Annotated in this window: 17 protein-coding genes; 7 read left to right on the top strand and 10 right to left on the bottom strand. The window is 68.2% G+C overall.

Annotation, left to right across the window (positions count from 1 at the left end):
• Positions 1-249: 249 nt before the first annotated feature.
• Positions 250-1587, bottom strand: coding sequence for a chromosomal replication initiator protein DnaA (gene dnaA / locus AC2EWF_RS08645; RefSeq protein WP_483638950.1), 1338 nt, complete (start codon positions 1585-1587; stop codon positions 250-252).
• Positions 1588-1808: 221 nt separating this feature from the next.
• Here dnaA and rpmH point away from each other — a divergent pair, with 221 nt between their 5' ends.
• The 4 genes from rpmH (at position 1809) to mnmE (ending at position 5630) form a co-directional block, all read left to right on the top strand.
• Positions 1809-1943, top strand: coding sequence for a 50S ribosomal protein L34 (gene rpmH, locus AC2EWF_RS08640; RefSeq protein ID WP_007510029.1), 135 nt, complete (start codon positions 1809-1811; stop codon positions 1941-1943).
• 14 nt (positions 1944-1957) lie between these two features.
• On the top strand, positions 1958-2356 hold the full coding sequence (gene rnpA / locus AC2EWF_RS08635) for a ribonuclease P protein component (RefSeq protein ID WP_483638949.1): 399 nt from the start codon (positions 1958-1960) through the stop codon (positions 2354-2356).
• A gap of 93 nt (positions 2357-2449) precedes the next feature.
• Positions 2450-4156: a membrane protein insertase YidC gene (gene yidC, locus AC2EWF_RS08630; protein WP_483638948.1), complete on the top strand. Its 1707-nt coding sequence runs from the start codon at positions 2450-2452 to the stop codon at positions 4154-4156.
• 124 nt (positions 4157-4280) lie between these two features.
• Entirely contained in the window at positions 4281-5630 is a 1350-nt protein-coding gene (gene mnmE, locus AC2EWF_RS08625; protein WP_483638947.1) for a tRNA uridine-5-carboxymethylaminomethyl(34) synthesis GTPase MnmE, read from the top strand.
• Positions 5631-5647: 17 nt separating this feature from the next.
• On the opposite strand, the gene rbsK is transcribed toward mnmE, so the two are convergent.
• The 8 genes from rbsK to lptM all read right to left on the bottom strand — a co-directional run bounded on the left by rbsK (position 5648) and on the right by lptM (position 12393).
• Positions 5648-6535, bottom strand: a complete 888-nt coding sequence (gene rbsK, locus AC2EWF_RS08620; RefSeq protein ID WP_483638946.1) for a ribokinase — start codon at positions 6533-6535, stop codon at positions 5648-5650.
• A 121-nt stretch (positions 6536-6656) separates the two neighbouring features.
• A complete protein-coding gene (locus AC2EWF_RS08615) occupies positions 6657-7271 on the bottom strand; it encodes a hypothetical protein (RefSeq protein ID WP_483638945.1) in 615 nt (204 codons plus the stop codon).
• A 171-nt stretch (positions 7272-7442) separates the two neighbouring features.
• Positions 7443-8783 (bottom strand): ATP-dependent protease ATPase subunit HslU, encoded by a 1341-nt coding sequence (hslU, locus tag AC2EWF_RS08610; protein WP_483638944.1) that lies wholly within the window; start codon positions 8781-8783, stop codon positions 7443-7445.
• 126 nt (positions 8784-8909) lie between these two features.
• Positions 8910-9446 (bottom strand): ATP-dependent protease subunit HslV, encoded by a 537-nt coding sequence (hslV, locus tag AC2EWF_RS08605; protein WP_483638943.1) that lies wholly within the window; start codon positions 9444-9446, stop codon positions 8910-8912.
• A 279-nt stretch (positions 9447-9725) separates the two neighbouring features.
• A complete protein-coding gene (locus AC2EWF_RS08600; RefSeq protein WP_483639132.1) occupies positions 9726-10610 on the bottom strand; it encodes a tyrosine recombinase XerC in 885 nt (294 codons plus the stop codon).
• Positions 10611-10617: 7 nt separating this feature from the next.
• A complete protein-coding gene (locus AC2EWF_RS08595; RefSeq protein ID WP_483638942.1) occupies positions 10618-11304 on the bottom strand; it encodes a DUF484 family protein in 687 nt (228 codons plus the stop codon).
• 61 nt (positions 11305-11365) lie between these two features.
• Positions 11366-12199, bottom strand: coding sequence for a diaminopimelate epimerase (gene dapF, locus AC2EWF_RS08590; RefSeq protein WP_483638941.1), 834 nt, complete (start codon positions 12197-12199; stop codon positions 11366-11368).
• A gap of 8 nt (positions 12200-12207) precedes the next feature.
• On the bottom strand, positions 12208-12393 hold the full coding sequence (gene lptM, locus AC2EWF_RS08585; protein WP_483638940.1) for an LPS translocon maturation chaperone LptM: 186 nt from the start codon (positions 12391-12393) through the stop codon (positions 12208-12210).
• A 126-nt stretch (positions 12394-12519) separates the two neighbouring features.
• Between lptM and AC2EWF_RS08580 the strand changes: the two genes are divergently transcribed.
• Positions 12520-13209 carry a hypothetical protein gene (locus AC2EWF_RS08580; RefSeq protein WP_483638939.1) on the top strand — a complete coding sequence of 230 codons (690 nt, stop codon included), beginning with the start codon at positions 12520-12522 and terminating at the stop codon, positions 13207-13209.
• A 174-nt stretch (positions 13210-13383) separates the two neighbouring features.
• Positions 13384-13893 (top strand): hypothetical protein, encoded by a 510-nt coding sequence (locus AC2EWF_RS08575; RefSeq protein WP_483638938.1) that lies wholly within the window; start codon positions 13384-13386, stop codon positions 13891-13893.
• A 237-nt stretch (positions 13894-14130) separates the two neighbouring features.
• Here AC2EWF_RS08575 and AC2EWF_RS08570 read toward each other — a convergent pair whose 3' ends face one another.
• Positions 14131-14595: a GNAT family N-acetyltransferase gene (locus AC2EWF_RS08570; protein WP_483638937.1), complete on the bottom strand. Its 465-nt coding sequence runs from the start codon at positions 14593-14595 to the stop codon at positions 14131-14133.
• Between the two features lie 202 nt (positions 14596-14797).
• Between AC2EWF_RS08570 and AC2EWF_RS08565 the strand changes: the two genes are divergently transcribed.
• Positions 14798-16312: a RimK family protein gene (locus AC2EWF_RS08565; protein WP_483638936.1), complete on the top strand. Its 1515-nt coding sequence runs from the start codon at positions 14798-14800 to the stop codon at positions 16310-16312.
• Positions 16313-16370 lie beyond the last annotated feature (58 nt).

Here is a 16370-nt window from a genome sequence, read left to right as displayed (position 1 = left end):
GCGCGTCCCCTATGCCTGCTGTTCTGTCTTTGAAAACAAGTTGGTAGTTGTTGTAAACGGCGTGGATAACTTTAATTTTGCCGCTTATGCTTTTAAAATCAATGCCTTGCTGGCTTTTCAAGGTGTGCGGAAAGCCGTGCTTTGGAAGTGGGTGGAATGTGGATAACTTTGCCACCCCTTTCGTCCACGCATTATCCACAGCTTCCCGTCCAGCTTATCAAGAACTTGTGCCTGCTCCGGCCAAAAAACTCAACCGGTGAGGGTGCGGATCAGCTGTTCCCAGTCCTGGCGCATGCGCGCATCGGCTTCGCACAGCTTCCTGATCGTGCGGCAGGCGTGCAGGACCGTGGTGTGGTCGCGCCCGCCAAAAGCCTCGCCGATCTCGGGCAGGCTGTGGTCGGTGAGCTCCTTGGACAGCGCCATCGCGATCTGCCGCGGCCGTGCCAGCGAGCGCACGCGCCGCTTGGAGAGCAGGTCCTGCAGGCGCACGTTGAAGTACTCCGCGGTGATCTTCTGGATATTCGGCACCGTCACCGCCTGGGCGTGGGTGGCCAGCAGGTCGCGCAGGGTTTCCTCGGCGAAGTCGGTGGTGATCGGCTTGCCGTAGAAGTTCGCGCGGGCCGCCAGCGTGTTCAGCGCGCCCTCCAGGTCGCGCACGTTGGAACGGATGCGCTTGGCCAGCAGCATCGCCACGTGCTCGTCCACCGCCACGCCTTTGTCTTGCGCCTTGGACAACAGGATCGCCGCCCGCGTCTCGAAATCCGGGGGCTCGATCGCCACGCTGAGGCCCCAGCCCAGCCGCGATTTCAGGCGCGGCTCGAGCTTGTCCACTTCCTTGGGATAGCGGTCGCAGGTAAGGATGATCTGCTGCTTGGACTCGAACAGTGCGTTGAAGGTGTGGAAGAATTCTTCCTGCGTGGTGTCCTTGCCGGCGAAAAACTGGATGTCGTCGATCAGCAGCGCATCCACCGAGCGGAAGCGCAGCTTGAACTGGTCCATGCTCTTGGTGCGCAGCGCCTCGATCATCGAGCCCACGAACTGCTCCGAGCGCAGGTAGAGCACCTTGCAGGCAGGGTTGTTTTGCCGCATCAGGTTGCCGGCGGCGTGCATCAGGTGGGTCTTGCCGAGGCCGGTGCCGCCGTACAGCAGCAGCGGGTTGTAGGCACGGCCGGGGTTCTGCGCCACCTGCATCGCGGCAGCCTTGCCCAACTGGTTGGACTTGCCCTCGACGAAGGTTTCGAAGGTGTAGTGCGGGTCGAGGTTGTGGCTGAAGGCGGGCGCCGCCGGAGGTTCGGCCACCACACCGGTGCGTTGTGCGGCCGCTGGCTTGGCGACCGTCGCCCGCGGCGCGCTGGAACCTACCTCCAGCCGCACCGGCAACTCGCGGCCGGACAGCTGGCCAAGCAAGAGGGCGATCTGCGGCAGATAGCGCTCGCGCACCGTGTCCAGCGTGTACGGGTTGGGAGCAAACAGGGCCAGCCCTGCCTCGTCCTCGCGGGCCTGCAGCGGCATCAGCCAGGTGTGCAGATCCTCGGCGCTCAATTCGCCTTCCAGACGCTCCAGGCAGCGCCGCCACAGCTCACTCATGAATGTTTCTCGTCCACAGGCAGGGGCGCTTACGCGCGGGGTGGACGGACTAGTCTAGCAGCACGCTTCAGCCAGCCGATCCCCGATCCGTCCACACGGATATCCACAAGCCGCGGCGGGGCGTGGCGCCCGGCAAACCGCGCCGATTTGACATCGCAGCACCCGGGCACGCATAATTTCCAACCTTTTTATCCACATACCATTCCCTTCGGAGCAAAGCCATGAAGCGGACCTTCCAGCCCAGCAAGCTCAAGCGCGCCCGCACCCACGGCTTCCGTGCCCGCATGGCCACCGCCGACGGTCGCAAAGTCCTCAACGCCCGCCGCGCCAAGGGCCGCAAGCGCCTGATCCCGTAAACGGCACGCGCGCCATGCACCCCGCCGGCCTGCCGCGCGAATTGCGGCTGCGTCTGGCCGGCGACTTTGCAGCGTTGCGCACCAGCAGCGGTCGCCTTGGCGGCCGCTGTTTTCATTTGCGCTACCGACCCAACGGACTGGGACACGCGCGGCTGGGCCTGGCGATCTCCAAGCGGGTGTCCAAGCGCGCGGTGGAACGCAATCGCCTGAAACGCCTTTTGCGCGAATCCTTCCGCCGCATCCGCGGCCAGCTGCCGCCGGTGGACGTGGTGGTGATGGCGCGCGACGTGGCCGCCGGACTGCCTGGCGCGGAGTTGCTGGCCGAAGCCAATGCGCTGTGGCAACGCCTTACGTCGATCCGGCCGGTGCCGCCGCCTGCCGCCGCGACTGCGGCTTCCGATCCGCACCATTGATGCCGATGGATGCCGCCGCCACAATCGCGCGTTGACCTTTCCCTTTCCCCAGTGGCCGCGTGCCGCGTGGCGTCGTCCGGATCCGTGAACCTGATGAACCAGACCCGCAATTTCCTCCTGTTCGCCCTGCTCGCCGTGGCCTATCTGCTGTTCATGGCCTGGGAAAAGGACTACCTGACACCGCCGCCGGCCCCAGCCGCCAGCAGTGTTGCGGGTGCCGCGAGCGCGCCCGGCGTGCCGAACGCTCAGTCCGGCGCGCCGGCGATCAACGCCGCCGGCGCAACGGACAGCCATGCGCCCGGTTCGCTGATCACGGTCACCACCGATGTGCTGCGCCTCACCATCGATACCCGTGGCGGCAGCCTGGTGCGGTCCCAGCTGCTGGACTACCCGGTGGCACCGCGCACGCACCGGGATCCGAACCCCGCGCCGGTCACGCTGTTCGACAACACCGATGCGCACTACTTCGTGGCGCAGAATGGCCTGGTCAGCAGCAGCGACCCCGCCGCCGCGGACCAGCCCAACCACCTCGCCGTGTTCCAGGCCGCGCAGAATGCCTACGCCCTGGCGCCGGGCCAGAACGAGCTCGACGTGCCGCTGACCTGGCAGGACGCCAAAGGCCTCAAGGTCACCAAGACCTACCGCTTCACCCGCGGCAGCTACGTGATCGCGCTGGACCAGAAGATCGCCAACGGCGGCAGCGCGCCGTGGCAGGGCAACGCCTACACCCAGCTGCTGCGCACCGAGCCGCCGCATACCGGCAGCTGGCTGACCAATATGTCCAACCCGGAAACGCGCAGTTTCCAGGGCGCGGCCTGGTACACGGGCGAGAAGTTCGAGAAGCTGCCGTTCAAGGACTTCAGCGAGCCGAAGGACACGCTCAATGCCGACTTCAAGAACGGCTGGGCGGCGATGCTGCGGCTGTACTTCTTCGCTGCATGGATTCCGCCGGCCGGCGAAACCGTGCATTACGCCACCGACACGGTGAACCCGGGCAGCGCGCATCCGCGCTATCTGATCCGCGCGATCGGACCCACGCTCAGCGTGGCGCCGGGACAGAGCACGGACGCCACGGCGCGCCTCTACGTGGGCCCCAACCTGCAGGGCAAGCTCGATGCGGTGGCGCCGGGCCTGGGCCTCACCATCGACTACGGCATGTTCAAGGCGATCGCCGTGCCGATGCACGGCATCCTCTCGTTCTTCCACGCGATCGTGAAGAACTGGGGCCTCGCGATCATCCTGTTGGTGCTGTTGATCAAGGGCGCCACCTGGAAGCTCACCGCGATGCAGTACCGTTCAGGCGCGAAGATGCGCAAGCTGATGCCGCGCGTGCAGGCGCTCAAGGAGCGTTACGGCGACGACAAGGTCAAGCTGCAGCAGGCGCAGATGGAGCTGTACAAGAAGGAAAAGGTCAACCCGATGGCGGGTTGCTTTCCGGTGCTGATCACCATGCCGGTGTTCTTCGCCCTCCTCTACGTGCTGGAGTACTCGCTGGAGCTGCGCCAGGCGTCGTTCCTGTGGATACCCGACCTCAGCGCACACGATCCCTACTACATCCTGCCAGTGATCTACGCGGCGGTGATGCTGGGCACGCAATGGCTGAACCCGGCCGCCGCGGGCATGGATCCCGCCCAGGCGAAGATGATGAAGGTGATGCCGCTGTTGTTCACTGTGATCTTCGCGTTCTACCCCGCGGGCCTGTGCCTGTATTACGCAGTGAACGGCCTGGTCGGTCTCGGCCAACAGTGGTGGATCACCCACCACATGGATCGCGAGGAGGCGGCAGCGAAGGCCGCCTGATGCCTGGTCTCCGCGATCGTCGCTGATCGCCGAGATCAAGTAGGCGGCCAACCCTCGCCGCACCGCCCGACAAAGCGGCCGCGCCGGGCAACCCGCGCGGTCGTCTTCGTTTACCCTGCCGGCCATGACCCAAGCCACCGACACCATCGCCGCCATCGCCAGCGCACCGGGGGCCTCCGGCGTGGGTGTGCTGCGCGTTTCGGGGCCGCGGGTGCCGGCGATCGCGCAGGCGCTGCTGGGTCGCGCACCAAGACCGCGCCACGCGCACTTCGCCACCTTCCACGACACGCAGGGCGAAGCCATCGACCACGGTTTGCTGCTGCACTTCCCCGCACCCGCCTCCTACACCGGCGAGCACGTGCTGGAACTGCAGGGCCACGGCAGTGCGGTGCTGCTGGACATGCTGCTGCGCCGCGTCTGCCAGCTCGGCGCACGGCCGGCACGTCCCGGCGAGTTCACCGAACGCGCGTTTCTCAACGGCAAGCTCGACCTGGCCCAGGCCGAAGCCGTGGCCGACCTGATCGCCGCGCGCTCGCAGGCCGGCGCACGCGCCGCGCTGCGCTCGATGGAGGGTGTGTTCTCGCAGCGTGTCGATGCGCTGCTGCAATCCTTGATCGCGTTGCGCGTGCATATCGAGGCCGCGATCGATTTCCCGGAGGAGGAGATCGACTTCCTCGCCGATCCCGCGATCGCGCGGCAACTCGACAGCCTGCGCGTGGAACTCGCCGAGTTGCTGCGCGAAGCGCAACGCGGCGTGCGCCTCAACGACGGCCTGCGCGTGGCCATCGTGGGCCGGCCCAACGCGGGCAAGTCCAGCCTGCTCAACGCGTTGGCCGGCAGCGAGCGCGCCATCGTCACCGCCATCGCTGGCACCACCCGCGACGTGCTGCGCGAAAGCGTGGCGCTCGACGGCGTGGCGCTGGAACTTGCCGACACCGCAGGCCTGCGCGACACCGACGACGAAGTCGAACGCGAAGGCGTGCGCCGCGCCCACGGCGAACTCGCGCGCGCCGACGCCGCCCTGCTGGTCACCGACGCGGAACATGCCGCCGACGACCTCGACCTGTTCAATGCCCTGCCCGTCGGCGCCGAGCGCGTGGTGCTGGTCAACAAGATCGACCTCGCCCACGCCGCGCCGCATGCGGAAACCCGCGACGGCATCCGCTGGCTGTGGGCCTCCGCGAAAACCGGCGAAGGCCTTGACGCTTTGCGCGAGCACCTCAAGCAACTCGCCGGCGCCGGCGCCGGCAGCGGTGAAGGCGCTTTCAGCGCGCGGCGTCGCCACGTGCTGGCGCTCGAAGCGGTGCGCGAACATCTCGACCACGCTGCCGATGCCCTCGCCGGCACCCGCGCCGGCGAACTCGCCGCCGAGGAACTGCGCCAGTCCCAGCATGCGCTGGGCGAAATCACCGGCAGCTACACCAGCGACGACCTGCTCGGCGCGATCTTCGGTTCGTTCTGCATCGGCAAGTAGCGGGTTAGCGGGTGCAGTCAGCGTGCGAGCAAGGCTTCCACCTCACGTGTCGTGGGCATGCCGCCCTGCGCCCCCAGCCTGGTCACCGACAGCGCGGCGGCGGCGCAGGCCTTGCGCACCGCCTGCGGCAGTCCTTCGCGAAGGAACACCGCCAGCGCGCCGTTGAAGGTGTCCCCGGCGCCGGTGGTGTCGACCACATCCACCTTGAAACCAGGCTGCCGCACCGGTGCCCCGGCATCGCGGTACCACGCGCCTTCGCCGCCGCGAGTTAGCACCACGGGGCACGGGGCGACGCGCATCAGCTCGCGGAAATCCGTCTGCGCGTCCGCCCCCAGCGCAATGGCGAGCTCATGCTGGTTCGGGGTGAGGTAACCCGCAAGTTGCAGCCATTCGGCCGGCAGCTTCTGCGCGGGCGCGGGATTGAGGATCACCGGCACGCCCTCGCGCCTGGACAGGCGCAGTGTGGCTTCCACCGCATCGAGTGGAATTTCCAGCTGAACCAGCACGGCGTCGGCGTGGGCGATGGTGGCGCGCGCGGCTTCGACCTGGGCCGGCGTGACGCGCGCGTTCGCGGCGGGCACCACGATGATCTGGTTCTCGCCTTCGGCCACCGTGATGGAGGCGGTGCCGCTGCCCACGCCGTCGAGCCGGGTGACATGGTCGAGGGCGATGCCTTCCTTGGCGAGTCCCGCATGCAGCTGGTCGCCGAAGGCGTCGTGGCCGAGCGCGCCGACCATCGCCACCTCGGCGCCCAGCCGCGCGGCGGCCACTGCCTGGTTCGCGCCCTTGCCGCCGTGCATGGTGAGAAACCGCGTGCCGAGCAGGGTCTCGCCTGGGCCGGGAAAGCGCGGCGCGAGCGTGACCAGGTCCATGTTGATGCTGCCGACGACGACGATGCGGGGCATGCGGATTTCCCTGGGGAGATGGCAGGGAGCATAAACCGCGCCGTGCCTGTCAATCGCCCGTCCGGAAACGAAACGCCCGCCGGGTCAGGGCGGGCGTCCGGGTGAATCCGGGAGGGCAACGTCAGTGCATGTGGCCGATGCCGGCGTCGCCGGGCTCCAGCGCGGGCGCGGGGCCGGCCACGGCGAGCAGCGCCTGGGCGTAACCGTCGCCGATGCTGAGCGTGGAGACCTCGTCCCAGGCGAAGAACGAGGCCTGGCGCATCCACTCCGCGTCGGGGCTGAGTTCCTGCAGGTAGAAGCCGTCGTCATCGACGCGCACGAGGTGGCCGATGTAGCAGACCTCCTCCTCCTCCTCGCTGTCCACGTGCACGCCGATCACCGGTGACATCGCGCCCGCGGCCTGCACGGCGTCGCGGATGCCGTCCAGCGGAAAGCCACGCGGCAGCTGCGGGGCGATACCCTTCAGTTCCAGCGCCTTGGCCATGAAGACATGGTGGCGCTCGGGCGCTTCCAGCTCGGTGATGTCGCGGTGGCGCATCACGTAGATGCCGTCGTCGGTGATGCCGTCGCCGAGCACCCACAGCAGCACGAACTCGCGGCCCACGCCGCCCACGTACCCGCAGAAGCTGCCGTGTTCCAGCTCGCCGCGCCACAGGCGCACCATCGTCCGGTTTTGCTGGGCCTCGCGCAGCTGGGCGCGCAGGCCATTGGTCTTGAACTCGAGAATCTTTGCCATAGCAGATCTATTTTAGCAGAGTGGCCTCCCCGGCTTGTTTAGAGGATGTTCCCAGACATCTTCGGCAAACATGCAATTAAAATGGGTCAAAAACGCAAATCACGCCGCATCAGGCATGGCCCGGCACTGCGATGTGGCGAGCCATGCCCAGTTCCGTCGCGGTGGCCACGCTTACAGGATGTAGCGGCTGAGATCTTCGTTGCTGACCAGGTTTCCGAGGCTCTTGTCTACCTGTTCGGCGTCGATCATGTATTTTTCGCCGGATTTGTCCGCGGCATCGTAAGAAATCGTTTCCAGCAGCCGTTCCATCACGGTGTGCAGGCGACGGGCGCCGATGTTCTCGGTGCGCTCGTTCACCTGGTAGGCCACCTCGGCCAGCCGGTCGATGCCCGAGTCGGTGAACTCCAGGCTCACGCCTTCGGTGCCTAGCAGTGCCACGTACTGCTTGGTCAGTGCGTTGTGCGGCTCGCGCAGGATGCGCTTGAAGTCGTCCACGCTGAGCGCGGACAGCTCGACGCGGATCGGCAGGCGCCCTTGCAGCTCTGGGATCAGGTCCGAGGGCTTGGCCAGCGAGAACGCGCCGGAGGCGATGAACAGCATGTGGTCGGTCTTCAGCGGGCCGTACTTGGTGGACACGGTGGAGCCTTCCACCAGCGGCAGCAGGTCGCGCTGCACGCCCTCCCGGCTGACGCCGGCGCCGCCCCACTCGGAGCGCTGCGCGATCTTGTCGATCTCGTCGAGGAAGACGATGCCGTTCTGCTCGGCGGCCTCCACCGCCTGGGCGCGGATCTCCTCGTCGTTGAGCAGCTTGGCGGCTTCCTCGTCGACCAGCAGCGGCCGAGCCAGCTTGATCGCCAGCTTGCGGTGCTGGGTCTTGGCGCCACCCAGGTTCTGGAACATCTGGCGCAGCTGCGCGCCCATCTCCTCCATGCCGGGTGGCGACATGATCTCGACGCCCACGTTCATGGCGAAATCCAGCTCGATTTCGCGCTCGTCCAGCGCGCCCTCGCGCAACTGCTTGCGCAGCTTCTGGCGGGTGTCGCTGTCGGCGGCGGGCGCGGCCGGCGTGTCGTGGCTCCAGTCGGTGGGCGTCTGCCGGCGCGGCAGCAGGCCGTCGAGGATGCGGTCTTCGGCGCGGTCCTCGGCCTGCGCGCGCACGCGCTTCATCGCCTGCTCGCGGGTGAGCTTGTAGGCCACGTCGGCGAGGTCACGGATGATCGATTCGACATCCTTGCCCACGTAACCGACTTCCGTGAACTTGGTGGCCTCCACTTTCACGAACGGCGCGTTCGCCAACGTTGCGAGGCGACGCGCGATCTCGGTCTTGCCCACGCCAGTGGGACCGATCATCAGGATGTTCTTCGGGGTGATCTCGTTGCGCATCGCCGGGTCCAGCTGCATGCGCCGCCAGCGGCTGCGCAGCGCCACCGCCACCGCGCGCTTGGCGCCGTGCTGGCCAATGATGTAGCGGTCGAGTTCGTTGACGATTTCGCGGGGAGTGAGTTCGGACATAGCTTTCGTCAAGTGTGTGGAAAAGCTGCAACGGCGGGATGTGGCTTTTTGGTGAGAAGCGCGGCCACGGATGGCCGCCCGCTTGATCTTCGCGATCAGGGACGATCGCAAAAGCTGTGCGCGCGCCTACAGCTCTTCGATCGTGGTGTTGTGGTTGGTGTAGATGCAGATGTCGCCGGCGATCTTCAGCGCCTTCTCCACGATGGCGCGGGCGTCGAGTTCGCTGTTTTCCATAAGCGCCAGCGCGGCGGACTGCGCGTAGGGGCCGCCGGAGCCGATCGCGATCAGGCCGTGTTCGGGTTCCAGCACGTCGCCGTTGCCGGAGATCAGCAGCGAGGCGTCCTTGTCGGCCACCGCCAGCATCGCCTCGAGCCGGCCGAGGCGGCGGTCGGTGCGCCATTCCTTGGCCATCTCCACCGCGGCGCGCGTGAGGTTGTTGCCATGCTTGTCCAGCTTCTGCTCGAACAGCTCGAACAGGGTGAATGCATCGGCGGTGGCGCCAGCGAAGCCGGCCAGCACGTTCTGGTCCTTGCCGAGGCGGCGGATCTTGCGCGCGTTCGCCTTCATCACCGTGTTGCCGAAGGTGACCTGGCCGTCGCCGCCGATCACGACCTTGCCGTGGCGGCGCACGCTGACGATGGTGGTGGCGTGGAAGGATTCCATGGGAGCTCCAGAGGTGAAGTCACGAGGTGGGGATGGTTGGCCATGGCTTCAATACGAAGCGATGCTGCATCGCACGCTTGCTCCCTCGTCCCTTCGGGGAGAGGGTTGGGGAAAGGGGCCAATCTGGCGACCGTTCTCATGAAGGCGAGCTTCAATGCGACGCCCTCGCGAGCACCCGCCCCTCATCCCGGCCTTTCTCGCTCCCCGGAGCCGACGCCATCCGTGGCGTCTCCCCGCGTACTCCCCGAAGGAGCGAAGGGGCAAGCGCAAGACGCGCGTCTACTTTTTCCTGGCCCGCGGATGTGCCGCGTCGTATACCTTCGCCAGATACTGGAAATCCAAGTGTGTGTAGATCTGGGTGGTGGCGATGTCGGCATGGCCGAGCAGCTCCTGCACCGCACGCAGGTCGCCGGAGGATTCCAGCATGTGGCTGGCGAAGGTGTGGCGCAGCAGGTGCGGGTGCACGTGCTTGGCGAAACCCTGCATCAGCGCGAGTTTCCGCAGCCGCGCCTGCACGGTGCGCGGGCTGATCGGCGCGCCGCCACGGCCGCGGAACACCGGTGTGTCGGGTGCGTCGCCTTCGGCCGTGCCCAATGCGCGCAACGCCGTCACGGCGTGACGGCCCACCGGCACGATGCGCGCCTTGCGGCCCTTGCCGAGTACGCGCACCTCGCCGCCGTAAAGGTCGAGGTCGCTCCAGCGCAGCCCGACCAGTTCGGACAGGCGCAGGCCGGAGGAATAGAACAGCTCCAGCATCGCGCGGTCGCGTACGCCCAGCTGGCCGTCGCCACCTGCCTCCACCAGGCTGGCGGCCTCGTCCACGTCGAGCACCACGGGCAGCTTGCGGTGCACCTTCGGGCCGCGCACGCCGGCCAGCGGATCGTGCGCCAGCGCGCCTTCGCGGCTGAGCTGCCGGAACAGGCTGCGGCAGGAGGACAGCAGGCGCTGCAGGCTTTTCGGCGCCAGCCCCGCGCGATGCTGGGTGGCGACGAATTGGCGCATCCGGTTCGGTTCCAGCGCGGCGAAACCGTCGACGCCCTGGGCCTCCATCCAGGCGACGAGCTTGGCAAGGTCGCGACGGTAGCCGTCGACAGTGTGCGGGGAGGCCTGCCGCTCGCCGGCGAGGCGGGCCAGCCAGGCCTCGACCTGTCGTGCCGGCGCGATCACGGGTTCAGGTGAGATCGTGCGCCCGCGCCAGCGCGGCGGTCACGGTGGCGGAGATCATCTTCAGGAACAGCGTGCCCATGCCGGGCTGGAAGCGGTCCGGATCCTGGCTGCCGATCGCGAGGATGCCGGCGTCGCCCAGCGGCATCAGCGCCGCCGAGCGGATCGTGGAGGCCTCGTCGCCGAACAGCCGCGCCAGCTTGTCGGAGGACAACCGGCCGGAGACGGGTTCGTGCCGCTGCAGCAGCTCGGCCAGCTCGGGAAGGTCGGCGGCACCGCCGCCTACCTGGCGCAGCCAGTCCGAGCGCGGCAGGTCGGGGTTGTTGCCGAACAGCAGCAGGCGCACCTGCTCGGTGTGGAAATCCTCGCTGAGGCGCGCCATCACGGTGCGCGTGGTCACCTCCAGCGTGTTCGCGCGCAGCAGCGCCACGGTGAGCGCGTGTACCCGTTCCATCAGCCGCTCATTGTCGGCGGCGATCGCGGTGAGTTCGGCGAGGCGGCGCTCCAGCTCCGCGTTCTTCTCGCGCAACTGCTGCAGCTGGTAGGCGGCCAGCGACGCCACCGCGCCCTGCTCGCGCGGCAGGGTGAGCTGGGCGGCCAGCTCGGGATAGTCGCTGAGGAAGGAAGGATGCCGTTTCAGGTAGGCCGCGACGGCGCCGGCCTCGGTGGCTTCGTCGGACAGCGGAACGTTCATGTGCGTTTTCCTCGGGCCGGTGCGTGGACGGCCCGAGTGTGCGATGGACACGCCCGTCGAATCAATTGGCTAGCCATTCGCCTTCGAACACGAACGCGGCGGGGCCGGTCATCCACAGCGTATGGCCGGGGCCGTGCCAGTCGATGTGCAGCGCGCCGCCGGGAAGCTCTACCCGCACGCTCTCGTCCACTTCGCCGCGCCGGCGCAGCACCGCCATCGCGGCGCAGGCGCCGGTGCCGCAGGCCTGCGTCCAGCCTGCGCCGCGCTCGTGCACGCGCAGGCGGAGACGGCCACGATCGAGGCGCTGCACGAAGCCCGCGTTGGCGCCCTCGGTGAAACGGGGATGGGTGCTGAGCGCCGGGCCCAGCCGCTCCGGCGCCCCCGCGGCCAGCGTATCCGTCATCACCACCGCGTGCGGGTTGCCCATCGACACTGCGCCGATCCGCAGCGTGGCGCCGTCAACCTCGATCGCGTAGCCATCCGCCTCGGCCACCGCCTCGAACGGAATGCGCGCCGGCGCGAACTCCGGCTCGCCCATGTCCACGGTGACTTCGTGCGCGGCGAGCAGGCGTACCGTCACCGGGCCGGACGGGCTTTCCAGCCGCACCGCCTCGCCCAGCGCCAGTGCGCCGGCGCGATGCAGCCAGGCCGCCACGCAGCGCACGCCGTTGCCGCACTGGCCCGACGGCGAGCCGTCGGTGTTCCAGATGCCGTAGTAGTACGCGCAGGTGGGGTCGCGCGCCGGTTCCACGCTGAGCAGCTGATCGAAACCGACGCCGGTGCGGCGGTCGGCCAGCGCGCGGATGCCCGCCACGTCCAGCGCGAACGGCATGCTGCGGCAATCGAGCACGACGAAGTCGTTGCCCAGCCCGTGCATCTTGGAGAAGCGCAGCATCGCCGCGTTCAGTGCGTGGCGGCCGGCGCGGCGCTGCTGCCCGCCGGCGCCGGTGCCGATTGCGCCGGCGCGGGCTGCGGCGGCACGTAGACCGGCGGATGCGGGTTGTTCGGCAGGTACAACGGACCCTTGTTGCCGCAGCCGGCAAGCAGGGCGGCGGCGAGGCAGAGCGGCAGCAGCAGCGGACGGGGCATGATCGGACACCAGAGGGAAGCGGTCGGAATGGCGCTCGCGAAGACCGCGGTCGCCGGAAACCTCCGCAGTATAGCGAGCGCATCCGCGCGGCTTATCATGCGTACGCCCCCGCCCCGGAAACCCCGATGAACCCGATCGAACTGCTGCGCCTGCCCGCCACCGTGCTGCTGGTGCTGGCGGCGGTCCTGCTGCTGCTCTGCCTGCTGCAGCTGGTGACGCTGCGTAGGCGCCTCGACGCCGGTGCGCGGCTGGCGGCGTGCTGGCATGCGCTGTTGTGCGTGGCGTGTTTCGCACTGGCGGTGTTGCTCGGTACGGGCGGCTGGGCGCTGCGCGGGTATCGCCTGCTCGGCGAGGAGACGCCGGTCGTCGACATCGACGCGCACATCCTTTCGCCGCAGCGCTGGGCCGTCACCCTGTCCTGGCCCGACGGCGGCACGCGTCGGGTCGACCTGGCCGGCGACGACTGGCGTGTCGAGGCGGTGGTGCTGAAGTGGCAACTGCCGGCCCTGCTTGCGGGCCTGCCGCCGCTGTACCGGCTCGACCGCATCGACGGCCGCTACGACGATCCCGCGCAGGAGGTGAGCGCGCCGCGTACCGTGATCGGCCTCGGTTCCGCCGACGGCTTCGACCTGCTCGACCTGCGCCGGAAGTATCCGCGCGCGCTGCCGATGGTGGATGCGGTCTACGGCAGCGGGACCTTCCTGCCGTTGGTCGACGGCGGCCATTACAGCGTGAGCCTCGCCCGCGACGGCGCGCTGGTGGCGCGACCGGATGCGGCCACCCAGCAGCGCATCAGCTCGCCCCTGGGCGGTTGAACCGGTGCAGCGATCGCGCGGAGCCCGCATGGACCCGGCGCAGGAAATCGTGGCCGGCGGGGTGCTAGATTCGCGGCGGCGCCACGACCGCAGCTGGCGGCCGCGATGCGCGCGTGAATGGCAATCCGGCCTCGCTGCGGACGTGGCGAGGCCGGATCGACGGGGAGTGGAGCCATGCGAAGTTTTTCACCCTGGTGGTGCGCCAGCCTGCTGTTCGTCAGCGTCGCCGCGGCGGCGGCCGATGGCGGGCTGGACCGCATCGCGGTGTACGCCGGCACCTGGCATACCCAGGCTGAGCACTACGCCACGCCTTACAGCAAGGCCGGCGCGGAGACCGGCGTGTTGCGCAACGATTGCTGGCGGGGTCGCGCGTTCTACGCCTGCGAGCAGATCGTGGACGGCCAGTCCAAGGCGCTGATCGTCTTCCAGCGCGGAGACGACGACAACCACTACGTCACCCATGCGCTGCCCGTCGATGGCCACGCGGCCGGTGACGGCAGGCTGGTCGTCGATGGCGAGCGCTGGACCTTCCCGTGGCAATTCAGCGACCACGGCAAGACCGTCTACGCGCGCACCGTGAATGTGTTCAGCGGCCGCGACCGCATCGACTACCGGCAGGAATATTCGTACGACCAGGTGCACTGGACGGCGATGGCGAAGGGCGTCGAGACGCGCCAGCGCTAGATGGAGTCCATCTGTATCCGCCATCGTGGCGGATATCCGGGCCGCGAAACCGGCGCATGAGCCCGTGCCCTGCCCGGCGTGCGCGCCGCGGGCAAGCCTGCGGCCAGCCCAATCCCTCGGCAACGGCTTGGGCCGGATTCGCCTCTGCCGATCAGGCACCCGCCTGCGCGGGCCGCACACGACCCTACCCGTCCGCGGACTCCCTGCGGCTTTAGAGACGGCCGAGCTCGCCGTGGCTCAGGCGTCCAGCCGCTTTTCGTAGCGCCAGCCGTCCGCGCCGTCCTCGTAGTAGCCCGCCAGCGCCACCAGCCGACGGTAGCCGAGACGCTCGTACAGGCGGACCGCGCCAGGGTTGTCGGCGCGCACTTCGAGGCGCAGGGCGCGGCAACGGCGACGGCGGGCAAGTTGCTCGACGGCGTCAAGCAGGGCCGAGCCCACGCCCTGCCCGCGCGCGGCGTGATGGGTGGCGATGGAATACAGCCGTGCCACGCCGCTGCGCTTGCGGAAGAACACCACGGCGGTGCCCAGGAAGCGATGCGGGCCGGTGCTGGCCACCAGCACCTTCGCGCTGTCGCTGTCGAGGTGGCGGCGGAATTGCACGCGGCTCAGCCGGTCGCTGTCGAAGCTGTGCTCTTCCAGCGCCACCAGGTCGTCGAGGTCGGAGAGTTCGGCGGAGCGGATGCGCACGTTGGCTGGCGGCATGCGATGGACTCCTGGACCCGGGCGACAAACCGGGCGGACTGTAGTGCGCGGTCGGCGGGGGGGCAATCGCGGTGCGCCGGACCTGTTTACGCGGGCTTCAGCGCCGCGCCTTGCACACCGCCGGTGCCGTGCGACACTGCGCCCTCGCGCCCCCGCCGCCCCGGGCGGGTCGGCTCCCGCAATCGCAAGCCTGAGTGGTGACATGGCCCGTCTGGTCATCGTGGTCGAGAAAGCCTCCGACTGGGGTTCCTACTACCCGTCGGTGGACGTGGTCAGTGCGATGGACTACCTGCGCGAGCCCGCGGGCAGCGACGACGAGCGCACCCACGTCATCAACCTCTGCCGCAGCTACAAGTACCTGGGCACCGGCTACTACGTGTCGCTGCTGGCCGAGGCGCGCGGGCACAAGGTGATGCCCTCGGTACGCACCATCAACGACCTCGGCCGGCGCTCGCTGTACGGCGTGGACATCGAGGATCTCAACACCAAGCTCACCCACTTCCTGCCCGCGGGCGGCCGCGACACCACCGACTTCGGCATCCTGGTCTACTTCGGCGAGACCGCCTACCCCGCGCTGCAGGACTTGTCGCGACAGGTGTTCGAGTCCTTCCCCTGCCCGCTGCTGCGCATCGAGTTCGAGCGCGACCGCGTTTGGCAGGTCAGCTCGATCAAGCCGGTGGGCCTGCACACGCTGAACGACGCCCAGGAGGACGCGTTCGCCGAGGAGCTGGATCGCTTCTCGCGCAAGCTGTGGCGCAAGCCGCGCGCGCGCAAGCTGTACCGCTATGACCTCGCGATGCTGGTCGACCCGAACGAACAGATGCCGCCATCGAACAAGAAGGCATTGAAAGCCTTCGTCGCCGCGGGCAAGGAGCTCGGCATCGAGGTCGACACCATCGGCAAGAACGACTACCAGCGTCTCGCCGAGTACGACGGCCTCTTCATCCGCGAGACCACCGCCAGCGACAACCATACCTACCGCTTCGCCCACCGCGCGGAGAAGGAAGGCATGGTGGTGATCGACGACCCGGCCTCGATCCTGCGCTGCACGAACAAGATCTTCCTCAACGACCTGATGGTGTCGCGCAAGCTCGCCGTGCCGCGCACGGAGATCCTCTACCGCGACGACAGCAAGGGCATGAAGGAAGTCGCCACGCGGCTGGGTTATCCGCTGGTGCTGAAGATCCCGGACGGCTCGTTCTCGCGCGGCGTGGTGAAAGTGGAGAACGAGGCGGCGCTGGACCGTGCCAGCGGCGAGCTGTTCCAGCACAGCGCGCTGCTGCTGGCGCAGGAATACGTCTACACCGAATTCGACTGGCGCATCGGCGTGCTCAATCGCGAACCGCTGTACGCCTGCAAGTACTACATGTCGCGCGGCCATTGGCAGATCTACAACCACGCGGCCAAGGGCGACGCGAAATCCGGCGGATTCGAGACGCTGCCGGTGGATCGCGCGCCGCCCGAGGTAGTGAAGCTGGCGCTCAAGGCCACCAGCGCGGTGGGCCACGGCTTCTACGGCGTGGACCTGAAGCAGGTGGACGACAGGCCGGTGGTGATCGAGGTGAACGACAATCCTTCGATAGACGCCGGCGTCGAGGACGCGCACCTCGGCGGCGAGCTGTACCTGCGCGTGATGCAGGAATTCCTGCGCCGGATGGAACGCAAGCGGCAGGGCATAGTCACGCGGATGCCCCAGCGCGAGCACGCCGGCAACTGACACGCAGGCAACCGCAGCGGGTTGCGCCGGATGCCGCGTCCCTGCGGCATCCGGCACC

It is taken from the genome of Rhodanobacter sp. sgz306013, from assembly GCF_057031145.1.
The sequence above is the reverse complement of the archived record's forward strand: the minus strand, read 5'-3'. Positions and strand labels throughout refer to the sequence as shown.

What these genes read in the sequence shown, in the direction of transcription:
- dnaA (WP_483638950.1), bottom strand. Translation starts at nt 1,587, where the DNA reads ATGAGTGAGCTGTGGCGGCGCTGCCTGGAGCGTCTGGAAGGCGAATTG.
- rpmH (WP_007510029.1), top strand. Translation starts at nt 1,809, where the DNA reads ATGAAGCGGACCTTCCAGCCCAGCAAGCTCAAGCGCGCCCGCACCCAC.
- rnpA (WP_483638949.1), top strand. Translation starts at nt 1,958, where the DNA reads ATGCACCCCGCCGGCCTGCCGCGCGAATTGCGGCTGCGTCTGGCCGGC.
- yidC (WP_483638948.1), top strand. Translation starts at nt 2,450, where the DNA reads ATGAACCAGACCCGCAATTTCCTCCTGTTCGCCCTGCTCGCCGTGGCC.
- mnmE (WP_483638947.1), top strand. Translation starts at nt 4,281, where the DNA reads ATGACCCAAGCCACCGACACCATCGCCGCCATCGCCAGCGCACCGGGG.
- rbsK (WP_483638946.1), bottom strand. Translation starts at nt 6,535, where the DNA reads ATGCCCCGCATCGTCGTCGTCGGCAGCATCAACATGGACCTGGTCACG.
- AC2EWF_RS08615 (WP_483638945.1), bottom strand. Translation starts at nt 7,271, where the DNA reads ATGGCAAAGATTCTCGAGTTCAAGACCAATGGCCTGCGCGCCCAGCTG.
- hslU (WP_483638944.1), bottom strand. Translation starts at nt 8,783, where the DNA reads ATGTCCGAACTCACTCCCCGCGAAATCGTCAACGAACTCGACCGCTAC.
- hslV (WP_483638943.1), bottom strand. Translation starts at nt 9,446, where the DNA reads ATGGAATCCTTCCACGCCACCACCATCGTCAGCGTGCGCCGCCACGGC.
- AC2EWF_RS08595 (WP_483638942.1), bottom strand. Translation starts at nt 11,304, where the DNA reads ATGAACGTTCCGCTGTCCGACGAAGCCACCGAGGCCGGCGCCGTCGCG.
- dapF (WP_483638941.1), bottom strand. Translation starts at nt 12,199, where the DNA reads ATGCTGCGCTTCTCCAAGATGCACGGGCTGGGCAACGACTTCGTCGTG.
- lptM (WP_483638940.1), bottom strand. Translation starts at nt 12,393, where the DNA reads ATGCCCCGTCCGCTGCTGCTGCCGCTCTGCCTCGCCGCCGCCCTGCTT.
- AC2EWF_RS08580 (WP_483638939.1), top strand. Translation starts at nt 12,520, where the DNA reads ATGAACCCGATCGAACTGCTGCGCCTGCCCGCCACCGTGCTGCTGGTG.
- AC2EWF_RS08575 (WP_483638938.1), top strand. Translation starts at nt 13,384, where the DNA reads ATGCGAAGTTTTTCACCCTGGTGGTGCGCCAGCCTGCTGTTCGTCAGC.
- AC2EWF_RS08570 (WP_483638937.1), bottom strand. Translation starts at nt 14,595, where the DNA reads ATGCCGCCAGCCAACGTGCGCATCCGCTCCGCCGAACTCTCCGACCTC.
- AC2EWF_RS08565 (WP_483638936.1), top strand. Translation starts at nt 14,798, where the DNA reads ATGGCCCGTCTGGTCATCGTGGTCGAGAAAGCCTCCGACTGGGGTTCC.